The sequence below is a fragment of the Gracilibacillus saliphilus genome (assembly GCF_010994085.1).
Classification (GTDB): domain Bacteria; phylum Bacillota; class Bacilli; order Bacillales; family Amphibacillaceae; genus Gracilibacillus; species Gracilibacillus lacisalsi.
This window is the reverse complement of record NZ_WJEB01000001.1, coordinates 333062-353561: the sequence shown is the minus strand read 5'-3', so window position 1 is coordinate 353561 and position 20500 is coordinate 333062. Positions and strand designations below refer to the sequence as shown.

The window sequence follows — 20500 nt, the reverse complement described above, 5'->3', positions numbered from 1 at the left end:
AATTTATTGCACAGTATTTAGTCTACTGCGTAATACAAGAGTTAATCTGAGCCATTTGTAAAGACTGATTATAAAATATAATTTTAAATCTTTTATCACCAGAAAAATCGCAGTGGTAAACAGTCTGTAGTTCTTTGGTACACTTTGGGTCATTTTGTGGTAAAAAACTATGCCAGAGGTGGTATATTTCAGTGGTCGTATTAAATACGCCTTTACTCCTTGTTGTTCTCCTTTAGTGTTCAACAATATTCTAAAGTTAACACTACGATTATGATTTATTAAAAAGTTACCAAATTAGGGATTTAAATCCGATTCCCTATAGATGTAAGCATATTTGGAGATTTATGTTGAAAAAAATTTATTGATAGTGCAACAATATACTTAGTAATAAAAGTATCGAAAACGCTTTATTTACCCCGAGTATTCTGGGGCCAATAAACAAAGACTGAAAGAAAAAAGAAACTCTTTAATCTCCCAGTCTTCTATTCAAACGATCTTAATTTTAATATATCAAGTTTTTCTTTTTCCATCTTTAATCGACTAATTCCAATTAAATTGTGTCGATTCTAAATTATCTTTCTCTCTTTCAAAGAAAAAGATTGATTTTGTGCGATACATTTAAAGATGGAATACTTTTAAAAAAACCCGAATTTATTTAAATAAACAATATTGAACCACCAAAAGTTTGTGGATTTTCGTTGTAGCAATAGTTTTTGCTTATTTGAAATTTATCATGGTAGTTTACAATAAATTATCAAGCATAAGCTTTCATTTTATGAAAATCTATGCTTGAAGTAACATAAACCACAATAAAAAACCACCAATTATGTATTGGTGGAGACGGAGGGAGTCGAACCCTCGTCCAAGGATATCGCCACTCAGGCGTCTACACGCATAGTTGGTATATTACGCATTCGCTAGCTCTTCTGCCTACCAACAGGCGTCCGAGTAGCTAGTCTGATTAATCTCTTCTACCGATCCACAGACGGAGGATGGTAGCGTAGCCCACTAATAAGTGAGACCCTTCAATCTACCACATGGGCGATGGTAGGAAGGATCCTTTAACAGTGCTTACGCAGCTGCTAAAGAGTAATTGTTTTCTTTGCCAGTTATTATTGGCGATAACGTTTTACGAGACGTAACCTCGACGCGCAACCTGAGCTCGATCTACCCCTGTCGAATCCGTAACGTCCCCATATAAAGAATATAAGGTCCCACGGACAAGAGCAATCTTACTCGCTCTTATTCAATTATAGATGTCCTGCCGATAATTAATATTATACCATAAATTATATGGAATTCAAGATAACTCTCTTGGTAAATTTTAGTTTAATCGATCTTTGATTGCCCGATCCATATCACGCTTGGCCTGTTTCTGTTTTAAATCTTCTCGCTTATCATATTTCTTTTTCCCTTTCCCTAAACCGATAAGGACCTTGGCAAAACCATTTTTAATATAGACTTTCAATGGAATAATCGAATACCCTGCTTGTTGACTTTCTCCAATTAACTTATCGATTTGCTTCCGATGTAATAACAATTTCCGAGCACGAGTAGGCTCATGATTATAACGATTTCCCTGTTCATACGGTGAAATGTGCATATTGTTAATATATGCTTCCCCTTGTTTAATCGTTGCAAAACTGTCTTTTAAGTTAACTCGTCCTGCCCGGATTGATTTTATCTCCGTTCCTTGGAGGACAAGGCCAGCTTCATATGTTTCTTCTATAAAGTAATCATGATTTGCTTTTTTATTTTGCGCGATTACTCTTCCATCATTTTTTCCCATAATCCGTTCCTCCTATTGCTACGTAAAGCCTATTTTAACAAAAAATCGAGAAACGTGCGAATGGTTAGTTAAAATTTTCTAAGAAAGATTGATTCTTTCACAACCTTCAGCAGCTAGAATAAGTAAGATCCTAGCTGCATCGGTAAACTTAATCATTTATTCTTCTTCTTTTTACGTGCTTTTTTCTTTTTCTTGCCATTTGCTGATGCTGATTGTTGAGATTTTTTTGCTGTCTTCTTTAATTCACCATTACCACGCTTAGCATTGATGACTTTTTCTTCTTTAGAAGGCTTCTTTTTTCTCGGTGACATTCCAACAATCTCAAAGTCAACAGCGCGTTCATCTAGATTGACTTGTGCAACTTTTATCGTGATGGCATCACCTACTTGAAATACGTTACCGGTTCTTTCCCCGATCATTGCATAAGCCCGCTCATCAAAATGATAATAATCATCAGTCAAATAGCTTACATGAACAAGACCTTCCACCGTATTTGGCAGTTCTACAAACAGACCAAAGTTTGTAACAGAGCTAATCACACCTTCGTACTCTTCGCCTATTTTATCTTGCATGTATTCTGCTTTTTTCAAGTCATCTACTTCACGTTCAGCATCCACTGCAGCTCTTTCTTTTAAGGAAGCTTGTTTGGCAATGACTGGCATCTTACCTTTCCAGTGCTGCCTTGTCTTTTCATCTAATTTGTTTTCGATGAGATAGGTCCTGATTAAGCGATGAACAATTAAGTCCGGATATCTTCGGATCGGTGAAGTAAAATGGGTATAAAACTCAGTTGCTAACCCAAAATGTCCGATTCCCTGCGGATCATATTTCGCTTGTTTCATCGAGCGTAACATTAGTTTAGAAATAATCATGTCTTCATCTGTTCCCGCTACTTCATCTAAAACATTTTGTAATGCTTGCGGGTGGATTTCATTTGATGTTCCTTTCACGACATAACCGAATCTTGCGATAAATTCAAAGAATGTTTGCAGTTTAGACGGGTCTGGATCTTCGTGAATACGATGAATAAAAGGAACATCCATCCAGTGAAAATGCTCTGCAATTGTTTCATTGGCACATAACATAAACTCTTCAATTAAACGTTCTCCTACTGAACGCTCTCGAATCACAACGTCTTGTGCTTTTCCTTCGTCATTTACTAATACTTGTGCTTCTTTAAAATCAAAGTCAATCGCACCTCGTCCAAATCGTTTTCCTCTTAATATCTCGGCTAAACCTTCCATATCTTTAAACATAGGCACTAATGCTTGATAACGATCGATCGTTTCCTGATCATTATCAACTAATATTTGATTGACCGCCTTATATGTCATTCTTTCGGTTGTTTTAATGACTGCCTGGAATATCTCGTGATTGACTACTTCACCTTTAGGGCTAATTTCCATATCACAACCTAATACAAGACGATCAACCTGTGGATTTAATGAACATATACCATTAGATAAACGGTGTGGGATCATTGGAATAACTCGGTCAACCAAATAAGCACTTGTGCCGCGCTCAAAAGCTTCCTTATCAATAGGAGAATCTTCTTTTACATAGTGAGTCACGTCAGCAATGTAAACTCCTAATTTATAATTACCATTGTCTAACCTTTTAACTGTTACCGCATCATCTAAATCCTTCGCATCTGCTCCATCGATTGTAACAATTGTTTCATCTCTTAAGTCGCGACGCCCTTGTACATCTTCTTCGCTTATTTCCTCGGAAATATTTTCCGCTTGTTCTAGTACTTCTGGTGGAAAATCGATCGCAATACCATTTTTATAAATGATCGATAAAATATCCATTCCAGGATCATTTTTATGCCCTAGGATCTCCACCACACTTCCTTCAGCACTCATTCGACCTTCTGGATATTTGGTGATTTCAACAATAACTTTATGACCGTCTACAGCGCCTTTTGCTTCTCCTTTTGGTACAAAAATATCATTTGGTATTCGTTTGTCGTCTGCGATAACAAAACCGAATGCACCGTTATCTTCATACGTACCGATAATCTCTTTCGTATAACGTTCAATAATCCTAACGACAACGCCTTCTGCTCTTTTTCCATCATCATCACGTCGATCGACACGGACAAAAACCTTATCTCCATTCATAGCAGACGCTAAATCGGCATGATTAATATAAACATCTTCCATTCCTTCATCATCCGGGATTAAGAAGGCAAATCCTTTCGCATGCATTTGAATCGTTCCACGGATTAAATTCATTTTTTCTGGTAAACCATAACGATTTTTTCGCGTTCGAATTAATTCACCTGATTCCTCCAGATCGTTTAAAGCTTTCATTAATTCTGTAAATTGATCCGCGCCTTCCAATTCTAGAACCTCTTCTATTTCCTGTACGGACAAAGGCTTTGTAGCATTTTCATTAAAAAAGTCTCGTATTTGTTGTTGTAATGATTCCATATCGTCACCTCTTTCTCTATTTTTTGCTTTAAAAGTAAGTATATACAGAGATGTCTAGTTCCAGTTGTTTTTCTTATGGTATGGCTATTACCAGTCCAGTGATTCTAAAAATGCAGCCACATCTTCATGTAATTGCTCTTTATCCTTACTAAATGTAATCGCATGTCCAGCATTTTCATACCATTTAATCTGCTTATTATCAGATTCTACATTTTCATAAATATAATTCGCACTTTCCGGATTAATCATTTCATCGTTTGTTGCTTGTACTACGAAAGTCGGCGTGTAAATCATATCTACATTTTCCTTAACACGTGTAATCGACGTTTCAATTTCTCGAAAAAGTTCTTTTGAATCTTCTAATAATTGCTCTACCTCTTCTTCGATTTTGTCATTTTCTTTTCCTTCTAATTGTTTATATTCTTTAGCAAATTTCCGGAAACCTATTGTTAATTGCTTCTCATTGTCAAAGTACATCGGCGAACACATCGTTACTACTCCTTGTAGTGGTGTATTCCCTGCTAGCCGTAAAGCTAATACTCCTCCAAGCGATAAACCTACAACTGCAATTTTTTGATAACCATTATCTTTAAGATGTTGATAAGCTTGTTGAACATCTTCCCACCATTCTTCAGCAGTAACACCTATTAATTCTTCCGGAGACTTGCCATGCCCTCGGTAGATCGGTGCATAACATGTATACCCTTCACCATTTAAATATCTTCCAAGCATTCTCATATCTGCTGAATGACCAGTAAAACCATGTAATAATAATACCGCACGTTCGTCTCCTTCAAACATAAATGGTTCTGGTTGTTTCATCTTCATTTCTATGTAGACTCCTTTCATAAAACAAGACAGTCGGACTGCCCACATCCTATTAATGTATATTTCCCTTTATTTTTTTTCACATTCCTTTTATGTTGAAACAAAAACATCCTCTGCATTTTTGCAAAGGATGTGTTATTGATGCTATATTAATTTGTCCTTTATTGATTATAATAGATAAGCAATAGCAAAAGTAAGAACAAATAGTAATACACCCGTTACGACTGTTCCACGGTGTAATACTGCATCGACACCTCTTGCTTTTTGCTTCCCGAATAATTGCTCGGCACCACCTGAAATAGCTCCAGATAGTCCTGCACTCTTTCCGGACTGTAATAATACAAATACGATTAATACGATGGCATCAATAATTAACAAAGTCATTGCAACGGTTAACATGTTGCAAACCCCCCTTAGACGTACAAATACATATTTACAATGTAGCAAAAAGTATACCAAATAGCAAGAAGTTTCTACTAATCATCTCCCTAGTGATATAATAAGATGGAATATGAAATAGTGAAAGGTCCATACAGAGACTGGATAATGTTTGTAGAGCGGACATTTAATCCTTTATTCGATTCATTTCGGCTTACATTTGCGTTATTTTCAATGAATAACGGAATGGATGTCCACTTGGGCCCTAATAACAGTAATTTTATCACCAATAACGGAATAAACGTCCACATTCCACTCGGATTTATCGTACCAACTATAGAAAAGGAGCGTGAACAAGGTGAAGGCTGATTCTTTTTGGTTTCGTACGACTGATGACCATGAACTTTTCGTTAAGCGCTGGCAAGGCAGATCGTCACCAAAGGCAATTATTCAAATTGCTCATGGCATGGTCGAACATATCGAGCGGTACCAGAGCTTTGCGACATACTTAACAGCACACGGATTTACAGTCTACGGTCATGATCATCGTGGACATGGTCACACTGGTGATCATGCAAACGCACTTGGCTATTTTGCTGAAGCAAACGGGTTTGATCGTGTCGTACAAGATTGCATCGAACTGACAGAGATGATTGAAGCAAAACATCCACAAGTCCCGATTTTCCTTGTTGGACATAGTATGGGATCCTTTATTAGTAGAAGATATATCACATTAGCACCTGAACGTTTAACAGGAGTTATTCTCGTTGGTACAGGTTTCCAACCAAACGGTTTATTGAAAATTGCCAAACAACTTGCTAAAACAGTCGGTCATATCAAAGGAAAAAAGAGAGAAGCAAAATTAATGAATAAACTTACTTTTTTCGGCTATAACAAAAATACAGATAATCAAACGACTTTTGATTGGATATGTTCTGATCAAAATGAAGTTGAAAAATATCAACAAGATAAATGGTGTGGCTTTATACCGAGCAATCAGTTTTTTTACGATTTGTATACTGGATTACAATTAATTCAATCGAAAGATACAACCGATACCATTCCAAAAGATCTTCCATTGTATTTTATAAGTGGAAAAGCAGACCCTGTTGGACAATATGGACAAGGTGTACAAAAAGCAGTTGCATTTTACCGTTCTATTGGTTTGGAACATGTTGACTATCATTTATATGAAAATGGAAGGCACGAAATTTTAAATGAAACCAACAAAAAAGAGATATTTCACGATATTGTCACATGGATTGAAAAGCAAATGGCTTGTCACAACTTTACACAATCTTTATAATAAGCATGTTACTTTATAATTTCCCTTGAAATATAACCTATAGAAAGAGTAAAATTAGGTTGTAGTACTATCTAAATATAATTTTATTAGGAGGTTTTTCTTTATGGCAGTAGAAAAAACAGTAACAATTACAGATGAAACAGGAGTTCACGCACGTCCAGCAACAGTACTAGTGAATAAAGCAGGTAGCTTTGCATCTGATATGAACTTAGAATATAACGGGAAATCCATTAACTTAAAATCAATTATGGGTGTTATGTCTCTAGGTATTCCTCAAGGTGCTGAAATCAAAATCGTTGCAGACGGTTCTGATGAACAAGAAGCACTAGACGCAGTGGTTGAGGTTATCAAATCAGAAGGTCTAGGAGAGTAATTCATACATGAGTCAATTAACAGGTATAGCAGCATCTAATGGAATTGCGATTGCTAAAGCTTACAAACTCGCTATTCCAGACCTTTCTTTTGACAAAAAGAAAGTAGATGATACAACAAGTGAAATTGAGCGCTTAACGAAAGCGCTAGAAGTTTCTAAATCAGAATTAGAAAAAATTAAAGAGCATGCTCGTACCTCCTTAGGAGACGAGCATGCGGAAATTTTTTCTGCTCATTTACTAGTACTAGGTGATCCTGAGCTCATTAATCCAATCAAGGATAAGATTGAGTCAGAACAAGTCAATGCGGAATTTGCATTAGATGAAACAGCACAAATGTTTATTGACATGTTCGAAAATATGGACAATGAATATATGAGAGAACGTGCTGCTGATATCAAGGATGTTACGAAACGAGTAATGGCACATTTATTAGAGGTTTCCTTCCCAAATCCTGCCTTAATAGATGAAGAAGTAATTGTCATTGCAGAAGATTTAACTCCATCTGATACGGCACAATTAAATAAACAATTTGTGCAAGGTTTTACAACGAATATTGGTGGTCGTACTTCTCACTCCGCCATTATGGCTCGCTCACTAGAAATTCCAGCAGTTGTTGGAACCAAAACGATTACAGAACAAGCAAAAGAAGGCGACATCTTAATCGTCGATGGTATTGATGGTGAAGTCATTATCAATCCAACAGAAGATGAAGTGCACGAATATCAAAAGAAACAAGAAAAATTTGAACAGCAGAAACAAGAATGGGCTAAACTGAAAGATGAGCCTACAGTTTCTAAAGATGGTACACATGTTGAATTAGTAGCTAACATTGGAACACCAAACGATGTAGAAGGTGTTATCAACAATGGTGGTGAAGGTGTTGGTTTATATCGTACCGAATTCTTATACATGGGTAAAAATGAACTTCCAACAGAAGACGAGCAATTTGAAGCTTATAAATCGGTATTGGAACAAATGGGAGACAAGCCTGTAGTCGTTCGTACACTGGATATCGGTGGAGATAAAGAGCTTCCATATTTAGAATTACCGGATGAGATGAACCCATTCCTTGGCTATCGTGCCATCCGTCTTTGTCTTGAACGAGACGATATTTTCCGTACACAACTACGCGCACTACTTCGTGCAAGTACATACGGAAATTTAAAAATTATGTTCCCGATGATTGCAACACTGGATGAATTCCGTCAAGCGAAAGCTATTCTATTGGAAGAAAAAGATAACTTGACGAGTGAAGGTACGGAAGTTTCTGATCAGATCGAAGTTGGTATTATGGTTGAGATTCCTTCCACTGCAGTTATTGCTCGTCAGTTCGCTAAAGAAGTTGACTTTTTCAGTATTGGAACTAATGACTTAATTCAGTATACATTAGCAGCTGACCGTATGAATGAACGAGTAAGCTACTTATACCAACCATATCACCCAGCAATCCTTAACCTTGTCAATAATGTGATTGAAGCAGCACATGCCGAAGGTAAATGGGCTGGAATGTGTGGAGAAATGGCTGGTGATTCTATCGCAATCCCGATTCTACTTGGATTAGGCCTTGATGAATTTAGTATGAGTGCAACATCCATCTTGCCTGCTCGTACACAAATTAAAGACCTATCAAAAGAAGAATTGGCTTCATACAAGGATCAGCTTCTAAGCATGGATACAGCAGATGAAGTAGAAGCATTTGTCCGTGAAAAAACGAATCAATAACTCGAAAGCGACTCAGAATTTATTCTGGGTCGTTTTTTTTATAATATCGGAAAGTATATAATCCGCGGTATCAACGCATTTGTAAGCATAGTAGCCATTTTGAAATAGCTTGTACAGGAAACCATCGCTGCGGCTGTCCACTTCCCTTTCCACGGTATTTTCGCCTAAGCTAACTTTGGTAAGCAAAGAACGCTTACTAAAGTGGATCTTAGTCGAAAATCATCCCGTAGGAGTGGAAGTGGACGGCCTCCGCTATGAAACTGTTCTACAACGTTTGTGACTGCTAACTTCTCGAGCTTTCTTAACCTGAGTAATAAAATTGGAATGTCAGCGAGTACATTCATTGTAGAGCATTAATGAGCGTAGGCGTCCACTACGACTCCTGTGGGATCAGCGTGATCTGAAGATCCACTTTTGTAAAGCGATCTACTTTACAAAAGTTAGCTGAAGACACGCCCCACGGAAAGCGGAGTGGGCAAGCCGTAGCGGTTGTTACGCCCAATATCCATCTCAAAATAACTACTTTATACCATCGATATATTATTTTGGTCAATGAAAAGGAACGGGTGGGCTTTCCCATTTTATCTTATGTATGTACTACTTTCATTAAAATAAAGCGTATACATAAATACCCTACCAAGTATTCTAATACGAAACAGTTATGATTGCAATCGTTTTCTATGAATACAGTGCTAGCCCTCCCCACTTCAAGCTTCAAGTAAATCAAGGAAGCTCAAAGTGGGGATAAACAAACGCTAACACCCTAATGATCAATGGATTAAATCCCGCACTGATCATAGTCTCACTTTATTTGATCGATTCATTAACCATAGGAAATAAGGTGCTCCGATGATCGCTACTATGATTCCGGAAGGGATTTCTTTAGGAACTAATAGCGTTCTACTTAATACGTCAGCAACCATGAGGATGACACCACCTAACAATGCTGTGGTGAAAAACAAATGCTTATGTGCCGGACCTAACAACAAACGAGCAACATGTGGTGCAATTAATCCAACAAATCCTATTGTACCGACCGTTGCAACACTTGCAGCTGCTACAACAGAAGCTAATAATGCTAAATAAAACCGCGTCTTCAATACCGATAACCCTAACCCTTTTGCAGTATCGTCTCCCAATCCTAATGTGTGAATCCGATCACTGACTAAATAGACAATGGGTACAAGAATGATTAGTGGTCCAACTAAATAATATACCAATTCCGACCAACTTTTCGCGTATGTCGTGCCAGATAACCAAGTTAATGCAGATGCTACTGCCATATCTGAGCGAACTACCATAATTTGAATCACAGCTGAACCAAACGCTGATATACCGATACCAAGTAATGCTAACAAAGCCGGTTGGAATTCGGCACGATAAGCAAGGACCATAACTACTATAAAGGCTACAATTGCACCAATAAATGCACCTAACGGAACCCATACGGCCGAAATAGAACCAATATAGAGGAAAATTAACGCTCCTACACCTGCACCTGATGTAATACCAATTACAGATGGATCTGCTAGTGGATTACGTAATACTCCCTGAAAAATATAGCCACTAATCGCTAACAAAACACCACTTACTGCAGCAACTAATAACCTTGGTAGTCGTAAATCGAGCACCATATTTTTAATAAAATCATCATTGTTTAAAAAGAGCGCCTGAAAGGTCTGAACTAATTGGATACCGTTATTTCCAGTAGAAATACCGACAAATAAAATCGTCACTGCAACCAAACTAAGAATGAGAATTACCCATTTTTGCATCACTGGCGAATTAATTTGCCCTGCTAGTATACCTGTATCCTTGCTACTATATTTCTTGTTTTGCTTATTCATAATTAGCCAGATTAACCACGGAGCACCGATAAATGCCGTAATCGCTCCTACAGGTAACTCGGAAAAAGACGGATCTAATATTCTAGCAAGAACATCAGCACCTATTAAGACAACTGCTCCCCATAAAAAAGAAGCTAAAATGACTACATAATGCTTTTGAAAACCTATTAATTTAATTAGATGGGGTGCAATCAATCCGACAAACCCGATCGTTCCAACCACACTGACGGTTACTGAGGTGAGAAAAACAGCAATTATTACCGTGACGATTCTGATTCGCTGTACTTTTTGCCCTAAGCCGGTCGCTACTTCTTCTCCCAATTGAAACAAGTCTAAAGATTTCGCAATCCATAAAGAGCCAATAAGTCCAATTATGATAAAAGGTAAGGCAAATTGTACACCTTGCCAGTTATTTTGCACGAGTGTTCCTGATCCCCATAAAAATAGACCAGCTGTCTCATTTTCAAAAAAGATCTGTAATAGCGAAGTAAAAGCGGAGAACATCATCGTAATAACCATGCCCGCTAATACCATTTTGACAGGATTCGAATTGGCCACACCAGCCAACGTGTATACAAGAACTGCTGTTAAAATACCGCCTAGAAAAGCAACTAATAAGCCACTCCATCCACTTGTTGCAGAAATAAATACACTAGCAAATACGACCGCAAAATAAGAGCCAGAATGAATGCCCAACGTACTGGCAGATGCTAACGGATTCTTCGTTATCGTTTGCAAAAGCACTCCAGATACGGCTAATGCGCCACCTGCCAATATACCAATAACTGCTCGTGGCATGCGTAGAAAACGAACGGTATGGTGTTCCAACTGATCTTCCGGCCAGAAAATCGCATTAAAAATAGTAGAGGGCGCAATCGAGACACTACCTTGATTCATATGTATAAATAATAAGAAAAGCAAAAGGACGGTTCCACCCCCAAAGGTCAGAACCGCTCTTGCTATATAACTCTGTTTTGACATCCGTTATCACTTCTCTTGTTTTAATGCTTCCTTAATTTGATTCGCAAAAACTTCGGCAGATAATGGACCACCAAATGTCCAAGTATCACCTGGCAATTGATATGTTCGTTCTTCTTTCACAAATGCAAGTTCTTCCCACGCAGGATTACCTGCCAATTGATTAGTGAAGACATTATCATCTTCCTGCACAATATAGAAGAAATGAGCATCTTGAGCTGTCTGTAATGATTCTACACTAGTTTCATCAAAACCGTAAAGCTGGAACCCTTCTGATTGATAGGCATTTTCCAAGCCGATTTTAGTCATAATCTCCGTTGCCATCGCATTATCCTTAAATAATCGAATAACAGGAGAGTTATCAGAGCTATATGCCTGTGATAATACAAAATCAGTATTCTCAATACCAGCTTCAGCAATTTCTGCTTCGATATCCTGATAACTTTGATCTAATTCTGTTAAAATTTCGTCTGCTTGCTCTTCTTTTTGAACAAGCTTAGCCATTTCTTTGAAGGTAGCTTCCATTTCTTCATACTGTGTACCTTCTCCTTCTTCAGGATATGGATTATAAGCTAATGTTGGTGCAATATCTTCTAAACTGTCCATAATCGCTTCATGACGATAATTAGCAGTAATAATAACATCTGGATCTAATGCATGTATAGCCTCCAAATTTGGCTCCTGTCGAGTCCCTACATCTTCTACTTCTTCATCTAATTCATTTTCTATGTTAACCCATGATTGGTATCCTTCAATATCAGCCATGCCCACTGGTTGCACACCAAGCGCCAATAAATCCTCCGCATAAACCCACTCTAATACAACAATACGTTCTGGCACTTCATCAAATGTATGCTCTCCATGAACGTCTGAGACAGTAATAGCATCACTCTCTGCAACTGCTTCATCTTCTGTATTTGTTTCTTCCTGATTTTGCTCCTCTTCTGTTTCACCGTTGTCAGTTCCACAAGCAACAGCAAAGATACTAACGAGCAACCCCAGTATTAATAGCAATAGTCCCTTTTTCATAAAAAGTCTGTCCCCTCTCTTATGTATTTATCCTAATTGAAAAAGATTATCATTTACAACCACATTCATATTACACTCCCTTCCGCAAACTGTCAAGAAGAATTTGAATTGCCCACTACTTATTAGGCATCAAGGTAGCAAATCTTAAATCCTTCTGTTTCAGACTATCTTCGATTCTTCATACAAATTATAGAGAGATTCATGATAATAATTCGATGCTAAGTAAGATCGATGATTCCTCAAGTAACCATTATGAAATATATCGACTGTTTAGCCATCACTCCGGCTGGCCCACTTCCCTTTCCGTGAGATTTGCCCTTTTTTGAGCAACCCGCCCAAAAAAGTGGATCTTCAGGTCAAACAATTCCCACAGGAGTAAAGTGAGCTGCCTACGCTCAGATCTGCTCTACAACGCTAGTATGAAGAAATATACGGTTGCTTTTACCATTGCCAATAGCGGAGACTAATCTGCTTTAAGAGCTCGAGTCGAAAATCCATTTTGCAGAGTGTTTTTCTTTGCAAAGTTAGTTGAGGCAGTGCCCGAGGAAAGTAATTAGTCGAAACATTATGCATTTCAAAATAATTACTTCGTTTAACACGTTCATTGCGCTGATTTTATACTTTCTGTCCTAAAACAAAAACAGCACCCTCCTATTGGGGTGCTGTTTTAATTATGCTATAGCTTATTTGTTTAAGTTGTAGAATGCTGAAGCGCCAGCGTATTTTGCTGTACCTACTAATTCGTCTTCGATACGAAGTAGTTGGTTGTATTTCGCAACGCGGTCTGTACGAGATGGTGCACCTGTTTTGATCTGACCAGCGTTAGTTGCAACAGCGATATCAGCAATTGTTGCATCCTCTGTTTCACCAGAACGGTGAGAAATAACTGCTGTATAACCAGCGCGTTTTGCCATTTCGATCGCTTCGAAAGTTTCTGTAAGTGTACCGATTTGGTTCACTTTAACAAGGATAGAGTTACCTACTCCTTGCTCGATACCCTGTGCAAGACGTTTTGTGTTTGTAACGAATAAGTCGTCACCAACTAATTGTACACGGTCACCGATACGGTCAGTTAGTAGCTTGTGACCTTCCCAGTCGTTTTCATCTAAACCATCTTCAATAGATACGATTGGGTATTTGTTAATCATTTCTTCATACCAAGCAACCATTTCTTCAGAAGTACGAACAACGCCTTCTCCTTTAAGGTTGTATTTGCCATCTTCATAGAATTCAGAAGATGCTACGTCCATTGCAAGCTTCACTTCTTCTCCTGGTTTGTAACCAGCAGCTTCGATTGCTTCAATGATTGTAGAAAGTGCTTCTTCGTTTGATTTTAAGTTTGGTGCGAAACCACCTTCGTCACCAACACCAGTGTTGTAGCCTTTTCCACTTAATACTTTTTTCAAGCTGTGGAATACTTCTGCACCCATACGAAGTGCTTCACGGAATGTTGGAGCACCTACAGGCATAATCATAAATTCTTGGATATCTACGTTGTTATCTGCATGCTCTCCACCGTTAAGGATATTCATCATCGGTGTAGGAAGTGTTGTTGCGTTGAATCCACCTAAGTAAGTGTATAATGGTACTCCTAAGTAGTCAGCTGCTGCATGTGCTGCTGCCATAGATACACCAAGGATTGCATTCGCACCTAATTTTCCTTTGTTTTCTGTACCATCAAGTTCTAATAGAAGTTGATCAATCACAACTTGACGAGTTACGTCGATACCTAATAATTCAGGTGCAATCACTTCATTAACGTTCTCTACAGCTTTTAAAACACCTTTTCCTAAGTAACGGTCTTTATCACCATCACGTAATTCAACTGCTTCGTGTTCACCAGTAGATGCACCACTTGGAACTAGGGCAGAACCGAAGGCTCCTGCTTCTGTGAAAATTTCAACTTCAACTGTTGGGTTACCACGGGAATCTAATACTTCGCGTGCATAAACATCTGTAATGTAAGGCATAATGTAAAACTCTCCTTTTTATAATTATTTTTGAATAAGGCTTTCGCCTGTCATCTCTTTTGGTTTTTCTACGTTTAATAAATCTAATAATGTTGGTGCTAGATCAGCTAGAATACCACCATCACGCAACTCTACGCCATCTTTTGTCACGATGACTGGCACCGGATTGGTTGTATGAGCTGTCATTGGATCACCATCAAGCGTGATTACTTCATCAGAGTTACCATGGTCTGCTGTAATAATCGCTTGGCCACCTTTTTCAATGATTTTGTCAACCACTTTTCCTAGGCATTCATCAACGGTTTCGATTGCCTTAACTGTCGGCTCCAACATACCAGAGTGACCAACCATATCTGGGTTGGCAAAGTTTAAGATGATCGCATTTTGCTCATCTTTATCCAACTCTTCTAATAGGGCATCTGTAACTTCATATGCGCTCATTTCCGGCTTCAAGTCATATGTTGCCACTTTTGGTGAATCGATTAATATACGCTTTTCACCAGGGAATTCTTGCTCACGTCCCCCACTCATGAAGAAAGTAACGTGTGGATACTTTTCCGTTTCAGCAATACGTAATTGATTTAGATCGTTTTGTGCTAAGACCTCACCAACCGTATTATCCAAATTTACTGGTTCATAAGCAACATAACCATCGACTGTTTCACTGAAGTTTGTTAAACAAACGAAATGAATATTCTTTGGTGCTTTGTCACCACGGTCAAAATCACGGAAATCTTCATTCGCAAACGTACGTGATATTTGGATCGCACGGTCTGGACGGAAGTTATAGAAAATCACGGAATCTTCATCTTGAATCGTAGCTTTTGGCTCCCCATTGTCATCTGTAATCACAGACGGAATGACAAATTCATCATAGATTTCATTCTTGTATGAATCTTCTACAACTTCGAACGGATCAGTATATTTAGGTCCTTCTCCATATACCATCGCATCGTAAGACTTTTTAACACGGTCCCAACGCTTGTCACGATCCATGGAATAATAACGTCCAGAAATCGTAGCGAACTCTCCGACACCATATTCTTTCATTTTTTCTAAAGCTTGTTCAATATAGATTTTAGCTGATTTTTGATCAACATCACGACCGTCTAAAAAGGCATGTACATATACTTTTTTAAGACCTTTGTCGGCAGCAAGCTTTAATACTGCATACATATGCTCAATATGACTATGTACACCGCCATCAGACAACAGTCCGAAAATGTGCAGTGCTTTGTCATTTTTTTTCGCATGTTCTACTGCATTTAGTAATACTTGATTGTCAAAAAAGTCGCCGTCTTTAATTGATAAATTAACTCGAGTTAAGCTTTGATACACGATACGACCGGCACCAATATTTAGGTGACCTACTTCTGAGTTACCCATCTGTCCCTCTGGAAGACCAACCGCTTCTCCACAGGCAGTCAATTGGCTTGTTGGGAATTGGTTCCAGTAACGATCAAAGTTTGGTGTATTAGCTTGTTTGACTGCATTTCCTTTTTCTTCATCTCTTAATGCATAACCATCAAGAATGATTAGTGCTGCTAGTTTATTCTGGCTCATTTTGTACCAGCCTCCACTAACTGTAAGAAGGAATCAGCCTCAAGACTTGCACCACCTACTAATGCGCCATCGATGTCAGATTGTGCTAATAATTCGTCCACATTAGCTGGTTTGACACTTCCACCGTATTGAATACGAACAGCATCAGCTGCTGCAGCAGATACCGCATCTGCTACAACTTTACGGATATGTGTACATACTTCGTTAGCTTGTTCAGAAGTAGCTGTTTTTCCTGTTCCAATTGCCCAGATTGGCTCATAAGCAATAATCGTTTCTTTAACTTGTTCTTCTGAAAGGCCTGCAAGTGCTGCTTTTACTTGTTCTTCCACGACATTCATCGTTTGATTTGCTTCACGTTGTTCTAGTGTTTCACCAACACAAACAATTGGTACTAAGTTATGAGCAAATGCAGCATGAGTTTTTTTGTTTACTGTTTCATCTGTGTCAGCAAACATTTCACGACGCTCAGAGTGTCCTAGCACTACGTATGTTACACCAATGTCTGCAAGCATACTTGGGCTTACTTCCCCAGTAAATGCACCACTTTCTTCAAAATGCATGTTTTGCGCTGCAACCTCTAGGTCGGTTCCTTTTGTTTTTTCTACTAATGTTGGTAAATAAGGAAAAGGTGCACAAACTACAGATTCTACTTTTTCATTACTAGCTACTTTGTCTTTGGTATCTTCGACAAATTGTACAGCTTCACCTAGTAGTTTATTCATTTTCCAGTTACCTGCAATTACTTTTTTACGCATGTTCTTCACCTCTCCTTTGATTACTTGTCGGTTAGTACACTAACACCAGGCAGTTCTTTACCTTCCATAAATTCTAAGGAAGCACCGCCACCAGTTGAGATGTGGTCCATTTGCTCTGCGTAGTTAAATTTCTCAACTGCTGCTGCAGAATCTCCACCACCAATTACAGTATAACCTTCTGTTTTACTTAGTGCATCTGCGACAGCTTTTGTACCATTAGCAAATGTTTCTAATTCGAATACACCCATTGGTCCGTTCCAAATAACAAGCTTAGAATCGCTAACAATATCTGCATATTTTTCGCGAGTTTTTGGTCCAATATCCAATGCTTCTAAATCAGCTGGGATCGAATCAATATCAACGATTTGCGTATTCGCATCATTTGAGAAATCATCGGCAACAACAACATCTTCAGGCATAACAAAATTTACACCTTTGTCTTTAGCTTTTTGCATATATTCTTTCGCTAATTCGATTTTATCTTCTTCTAATAGTGATTTTCCAATTTCGTGTCCTAATGCTTTAACAAACGTATAGGCAAGACCACCACCGATGATCAAATTATCGACTTTGTCTAATAAATTATCGATCACACCGATTTTATCTTTTACTTTTGCACCACCGATAATTGCTGTAAATGGACGGTCAGGATCAGACAACGCCTTTCCTAACACTTCTAATTCTCTCTCTAAAAGGAATCCTGCTGCAGATGGAATATGTTCTGCAATACCTGCTGTTGAAGCATGTGCACGGTGTGCTGCACCAAATGCATCGTTTACGAAGTAATCTGCAATGCTTGCGAATTCTTTTGCTAGAGCTGGATCATTTTTTGTTTCTCCGGGCTCAAAACGAACATTTTCAATTAATAACAGGTCACCGTCGTCTAGTTGGCTTACTGCTTGATTTACTTCTTCGCCATATACTTGGTCTGTTTTAATAACAGATTTGTTGCTTAGATCGCTTAGACGTTTGGCAACTGCATCCATACGAAGTTCTTCGACAACTTCTCCACCTGGACGACCTAAGTGACTGGCAAGGATAACCTTTGCACCTTGTTCTGATAAGTATTTGATAGTTGGTAACGCTGCTTTAATACGTGTATCATCTGTAATTTCGCCGTCTTTCATTGGCACGTTAAAGTCAACACGGCAGAATACCTTTTTACCTTTTACGTCAATGTCTTTAATTGTTTGTTTGTTCATTCGAATGAACCTCCTTAAGGACTTGAATATTGCAATCTCGATGGTGGGATGTATGGGACCCACAGTTTAACCTAGTATGAACTTCAGGCAAAAACGGGAGGAGGATCAATCCCCCTCCCGTTCATTTGTTACGCTTATAGTCCTTGTTTTTTTAGATATGCAGCTAAGTCAACTACACGGCTAGAGTATCCCATTTCATTGTCATACCAAGATACTACTTTTACCATATTACCTTCCATTACCATTGTAGAAAGTCCATCAATAGTAGAAGAGTTAGTGTTTCCAATATAGTCAACAGATACTAATGGCTCATCAGAGTATCCTAGAATACCTTTTAAGTGACCTTCTGCTGCTTCTTTAAGTGCACCATTTACGTCTTCAACCGTTACTTCTTGATCTAGTTCTGCAACAAGGTCAACTAGTGAACCGTCTGGAGTAGGTACACGCATAGCCATACCATTTAATTTACCTTCTAATTCTGGTAATACTAGAGATACTGCTTTTGCAGCACCAGTAGTTGTTGGAATGATATTTTCAGAAGCTGCACGAGCACGACGATAGTCTTTGTGTGGTAAATCTAGGATTTGTTGGTCGTTTGTATATGAGTGAATAGTAGTCATCATACCGCGTTTTAGACCGAATTTATCGTTTAATACTTTAGCATATGGAGCTAAACAGTTTGTTGTACAAGAAGCGTTAGAGATTACGTGGTGGTTAGCTGGATCGTATTGATCTTCGTTAACACCCATAACTACTGTAATGTCTTCTTCTTTTGCAGGTGCAGAAATAATAACTTTTTTCGCACCAGCTTCTAAATGTTTAGCTGCTGCATCACGTTGTGTGAAGATACCTGTAGATTCAACAGCGATTTCTACTCCAAGGTTACCCCATGGTAAGTTAGCTGGGTCACGCTCAGAAAGAACTTTAATTTCTTTGCCACCTACAACTAGAGAATCTCCATTAACAGAAACTTCTTCTTCTAGTTTTCCGTGTACAGAGTCATATTTAAGTAGATGTGCAAGCATATTCGCATCAGTTAAGTCGTTAACTGCTACTACTTCTACCTCATCATTTTTTAAAGCTTGACGAAAAACGTTACGACCGATACGGCCAAAACCATTAATACCTACTTTTACTGCCATGCTTAATTCCTCCTTAAAGTATCCTTTATAATTTATATTTAAAGGGATGAACCCTTTAACAACTCCTGTGCTGCCGCTTCGTCTGTGATCAATACATTACTTTTCCCTTGTTTAAAGTATGATTGAATGGCTTTTGCTTTCGAAGAACCACCAGCTACAGCAATAACATATTGTGCTTTTTCGAGTTCCTCTAATTGCATGCCTACAGTGCGTACCTTGTAAACGACCTTTCCTTGCTCATCAAGGTAATAGCCAAAGGCTTCACTCACAGCGTTACCACTTCTTAATTTATTTAATACTTGTTCAGAAGCTTTACGGCGTTTCGCCATCGTAAATGCGTCACCAATACTGTGTAGAACGATTTTAGTATCATGAATCATTTCTAAAATATCCTTAATAGCTGGTTCTTCAATGATGGAATGGTATGTTTCTTCACTTAACGGGTCAGGAACATATAACATCCGATAATTACCATTTGCTTTTTTAGCCATCTGTGCACAAATGGTATTAGCTTGATTTTCTACTTGTTCTCCTAAACCGCCTCTTGCTGGAACAAACGTACAATTCGCAGCATGTTCTAATGGCTTCATCTGATTAGCTACTTCCGCCATCGATGTGCCACCTGTAACTGCTATTGTTTGATTGGAAGTTAATATGGAACTTAAAAACTGTACACATGCTTTCCCCATGTCCTGCTTTACAGATAGTTGTGTGTCACTATTTCCAGATACGATAATGACATGCTCCAATTGTAATTTATCCTTAATTTGAGATTCTAAAACACGAAATTCGGAAATTTCACTCATAAACGAGGACAACTTCTCAATAATCGTATCCCCTTCGTCCGTAACCTGCATTCCTTTAGAAGTTACCATTATAAAACCATGCTTGCTTAAAAACTCAATTTCACTACGAACAACTCGTTCTTTTAGTTTGATATTGTCAGCTAAGCTACGGCGTCCGATTGGTTGCATCATTTGTATGTAATGAAGTATTTTATATCGTTTCTGCATGATATCGAGTAAATCTGGGTACAATTTTTCTTGAATATCTAATAAATCCTTCAATCGGAAACGCTCCTTTATCATTTGCCGGGGATTTTTTGTCCCTCCCAGTCGCATTTCGTCCCACTTAGAACAAAAAAAATAACTTCCATAATTATTGTATCAAATGGCTTAACAT

The 20500-nt window shown here is 38.3% G+C and carries 16 protein-coding genes and 1 other RNA gene; 4 read left to right on the top strand and 13 right to left on the bottom strand.

What is annotated here, in order from left to right; all coding sequences use genetic code 11:
* Positions 1-832 precede the first annotated feature (832 nt).
* The 5 genes from ssrA to secG all read right to left on the bottom strand — a co-directional run bounded on the left by ssrA (position 833) and on the right by secG (position 5451).
* Positions 833-1195, bottom strand: a transfer-messenger RNA (tmRNA) gene (ssrA, locus tag GHT08_RS01645).
* A gap of 129 nt (positions 1196-1324) precedes the next feature.
* Entirely contained in the window at positions 1325-1789 is a 465-nt protein-coding gene (smpB, locus tag GHT08_RS01640) for an SsrA-binding protein SmpB (protein WP_163579205.1), read from the bottom strand.
* 152 nt (positions 1790-1941) lie between these two features.
* Positions 1942-4224: a ribonuclease R gene (rnr, locus tag GHT08_RS01635; RefSeq protein WP_163579203.1), complete on the bottom strand. Its 2283-nt coding sequence runs from the start codon at positions 4222-4224 to the stop codon at positions 1942-1944.
* 87 nt (positions 4225-4311) lie between these two features.
* Positions 4312-5052, bottom strand: coding sequence for an alpha/beta hydrolase (locus GHT08_RS01630; RefSeq protein ID WP_163579201.1), 741 nt, complete (start codon positions 5050-5052; stop codon positions 4312-4314).
* A 168-nt stretch (positions 5053-5220) separates the two neighbouring features.
* Positions 5221-5451: a preprotein translocase subunit SecG gene (gene secG / locus GHT08_RS01625; RefSeq protein WP_163579199.1), complete on the bottom strand. Its 231-nt coding sequence runs from the start codon at positions 5449-5451 to the stop codon at positions 5221-5223.
* Positions 5452-5556: 105 nt separating this feature from the next.
* Between secG and GHT08_RS01620 the strand changes: the two genes are divergently transcribed.
* The 4 genes from GHT08_RS01620 (at position 5557) to ptsP (ending at position 8832) form a co-directional block, all read left to right on the top strand.
* Positions 5557-5799: a hypothetical protein gene (locus GHT08_RS01620; protein ID WP_163579197.1), complete on the top strand. Its 243-nt coding sequence runs from the start codon at positions 5557-5559 to the stop codon at positions 5797-5799.
* On the top strand, positions 5789-6736 hold the full coding sequence (locus GHT08_RS01615) for an alpha/beta hydrolase (RefSeq protein WP_163579195.1): 948 nt from the start codon (positions 5789-5791) through the stop codon (positions 6734-6736). The genes GHT08_RS01620 and GHT08_RS01615 overlap by 11 nt, the downstream gene beginning before the upstream one ends.
* A gap of 103 nt (positions 6737-6839) precedes the next feature.
* The gene (locus GHT08_RS01610) at positions 6840-7109 is read left to right on the top strand and encodes a phosphocarrier protein HPr (protein WP_018930942.1); all 270 of its coding nucleotides are present in this window, start codon (positions 6840-6842) and stop codon (positions 7107-7109) included.
* A 7-nt stretch (positions 7110-7116) separates the two neighbouring features.
* Positions 7117-8832, top strand: a complete 1716-nt coding sequence (gene ptsP, locus GHT08_RS01605; protein WP_163579193.1) for a phosphoenolpyruvate--protein phosphotransferase — start codon at positions 7117-7119, stop codon at positions 8830-8832.
* 794 nt (positions 8833-9626) lie between these two features.
* Here ptsP and GHT08_RS01600 read toward each other — a convergent pair.
* The 8 genes from GHT08_RS01600 to GHT08_RS01565 all read right to left on the bottom strand — a co-directional run bounded on the left by GHT08_RS01600 (position 9627) and on the right by GHT08_RS01565 (position 20385).
* On the bottom strand, positions 9627-11660 hold the full coding sequence (locus tag GHT08_RS01600) for an iron ABC transporter permease (RefSeq protein WP_163579191.1): 2034 nt from the start codon (positions 11658-11660) through the stop codon (positions 9627-9629).
* Between the two features lie 6 nt (positions 11661-11666).
* The gene (locus GHT08_RS01595) at positions 11667-12686 is read right to left on the bottom strand and encodes an ABC transporter substrate-binding protein (RefSeq protein ID WP_163579189.1); all 1020 of its coding nucleotides are present in this window, start codon (positions 12684-12686) and stop codon (positions 11667-11669) included.
* 683 nt (positions 12687-13369) lie between these two features.
* Positions 13370-14656, bottom strand: a complete 1287-nt coding sequence (gene eno, locus GHT08_RS01590) for a phosphopyruvate hydratase (protein ID WP_163579187.1) — start codon at positions 14654-14656, stop codon at positions 13370-13372.
* Positions 14657-14680: 24 nt separating this feature from the next.
* Positions 14681-16219 (bottom strand): 2,3-bisphosphoglycerate-independent phosphoglycerate mutase, encoded by a 1539-nt coding sequence (gene gpmI / locus GHT08_RS01585; RefSeq protein ID WP_163579185.1) that lies wholly within the window; start codon positions 16217-16219, stop codon positions 14681-14683.
* Positions 16216-16974, bottom strand: coding sequence for a triose-phosphate isomerase (tpiA, locus tag GHT08_RS01580; protein ID WP_163579179.1), 759 nt, complete (start codon positions 16972-16974; stop codon positions 16216-16218). The genes gpmI and tpiA overlap by 4 nt, the downstream gene beginning before the upstream one ends.
* 20 nt (positions 16975-16994) lie before the next feature.
* Positions 16995-18176 carry a phosphoglycerate kinase gene (locus GHT08_RS01575; protein ID WP_163579178.1) on the bottom strand — a complete coding sequence of 394 codons (1182 nt, stop codon included), beginning with the start codon at positions 18174-18176 and terminating at the stop codon, positions 16995-16997.
* 134 nt (positions 18177-18310) lie between these two features.
* Positions 18311-19318 (bottom strand): type I glyceraldehyde-3-phosphate dehydrogenase, encoded by a 1008-nt coding sequence (gene gap / locus GHT08_RS01570; RefSeq protein WP_163579177.1) that lies wholly within the window; start codon positions 19316-19318, stop codon positions 18311-18313.
* Positions 19319-19356: 38 nt separating this feature from the next.
* Positions 19357-20385 carry a sugar-binding transcriptional regulator gene (locus GHT08_RS01565; RefSeq protein ID WP_272953872.1) on the bottom strand — a complete coding sequence of 343 codons (1029 nt, stop codon included), beginning with the start codon at positions 20383-20385 and terminating at the stop codon, positions 19357-19359.
* Positions 20386-20500: the final 115 nt, after the last annotated feature.

Coding starts and splice junctions, on each gene's coding strand:
- eno (WP_163579187.1), bottom strand. CDS start 14,656: ATGCCTTACATTACAGATGTTTATGCACGCGAAGTATTAGATTCCCGT.
- ptsP (WP_163579193.1), top strand. CDS start 7,117: ATGAGTCAATTAACAGGTATAGCAGCATCTAATGGAATTGCGATTGCT.
- GHT08_RS01595 (WP_163579189.1), bottom strand. CDS start 12,686: ATGAAAAAGGGACTATTGCTATTAATACTGGGGTTGCTCGTTAGTATC.
- gap (WP_163579177.1), bottom strand. CDS start 19,318: ATGGCAGTAAAAGTAGGTATTAATGGTTTTGGCCGTATCGGTCGTAAC.
- GHT08_RS01630 (WP_163579201.1), bottom strand. CDS start 5,052: ATGAAGATGAAACAACCAGAACCATTTATGTTTGAAGGAGACGAACGT.
- smpB (WP_163579205.1), bottom strand. CDS start 1,789: ATGGGAAAAAATGATGGAAGAGTAATCGCGCAAAATAAAAAAGCAAAT.
- gpmI (WP_163579185.1), bottom strand. CDS start 16,219: ATGAGCCAGAATAAACTAGCAGCACTAATCATTCTTGATGGTTATGCA.
- GHT08_RS01600 (WP_163579191.1), bottom strand. CDS start 11,660: ATGTCAAAACAGAGTTATATAGCAAGAGCGGTTCTGACCTTTGGGGGT.
- GHT08_RS01620 (WP_163579197.1), top strand. CDS start 5,557: ATGGAATATGAAATAGTGAAAGGTCCATACAGAGACTGGATAATGTTT.
- secG (WP_163579199.1), bottom strand. CDS start 5,451: ATGTTAACCGTTGCAATGACTTTGTTAATTATTGATGCCATCGTATTA.
- GHT08_RS01575 (WP_163579178.1), bottom strand. CDS start 18,176: ATGAACAAACAAACAATTAAAGACATTGACGTAAAAGGTAAAAAGGTA.
- GHT08_RS01610 (WP_018930942.1), top strand. CDS start 6,840: ATGGCAGTAGAAAAAACAGTAACAATTACAGATGAAACAGGAGTTCAC.
- rnr (WP_163579203.1), bottom strand. CDS start 4,224: ATGGAATCATTACAACAACAAATACGAGACTTTTTTAATGAAAATGCT.
- tpiA (WP_163579179.1), bottom strand. CDS start 16,974: ATGCGTAAAAAAGTAATTGCAGGTAACTGGAAAATGAATAAACTACTA.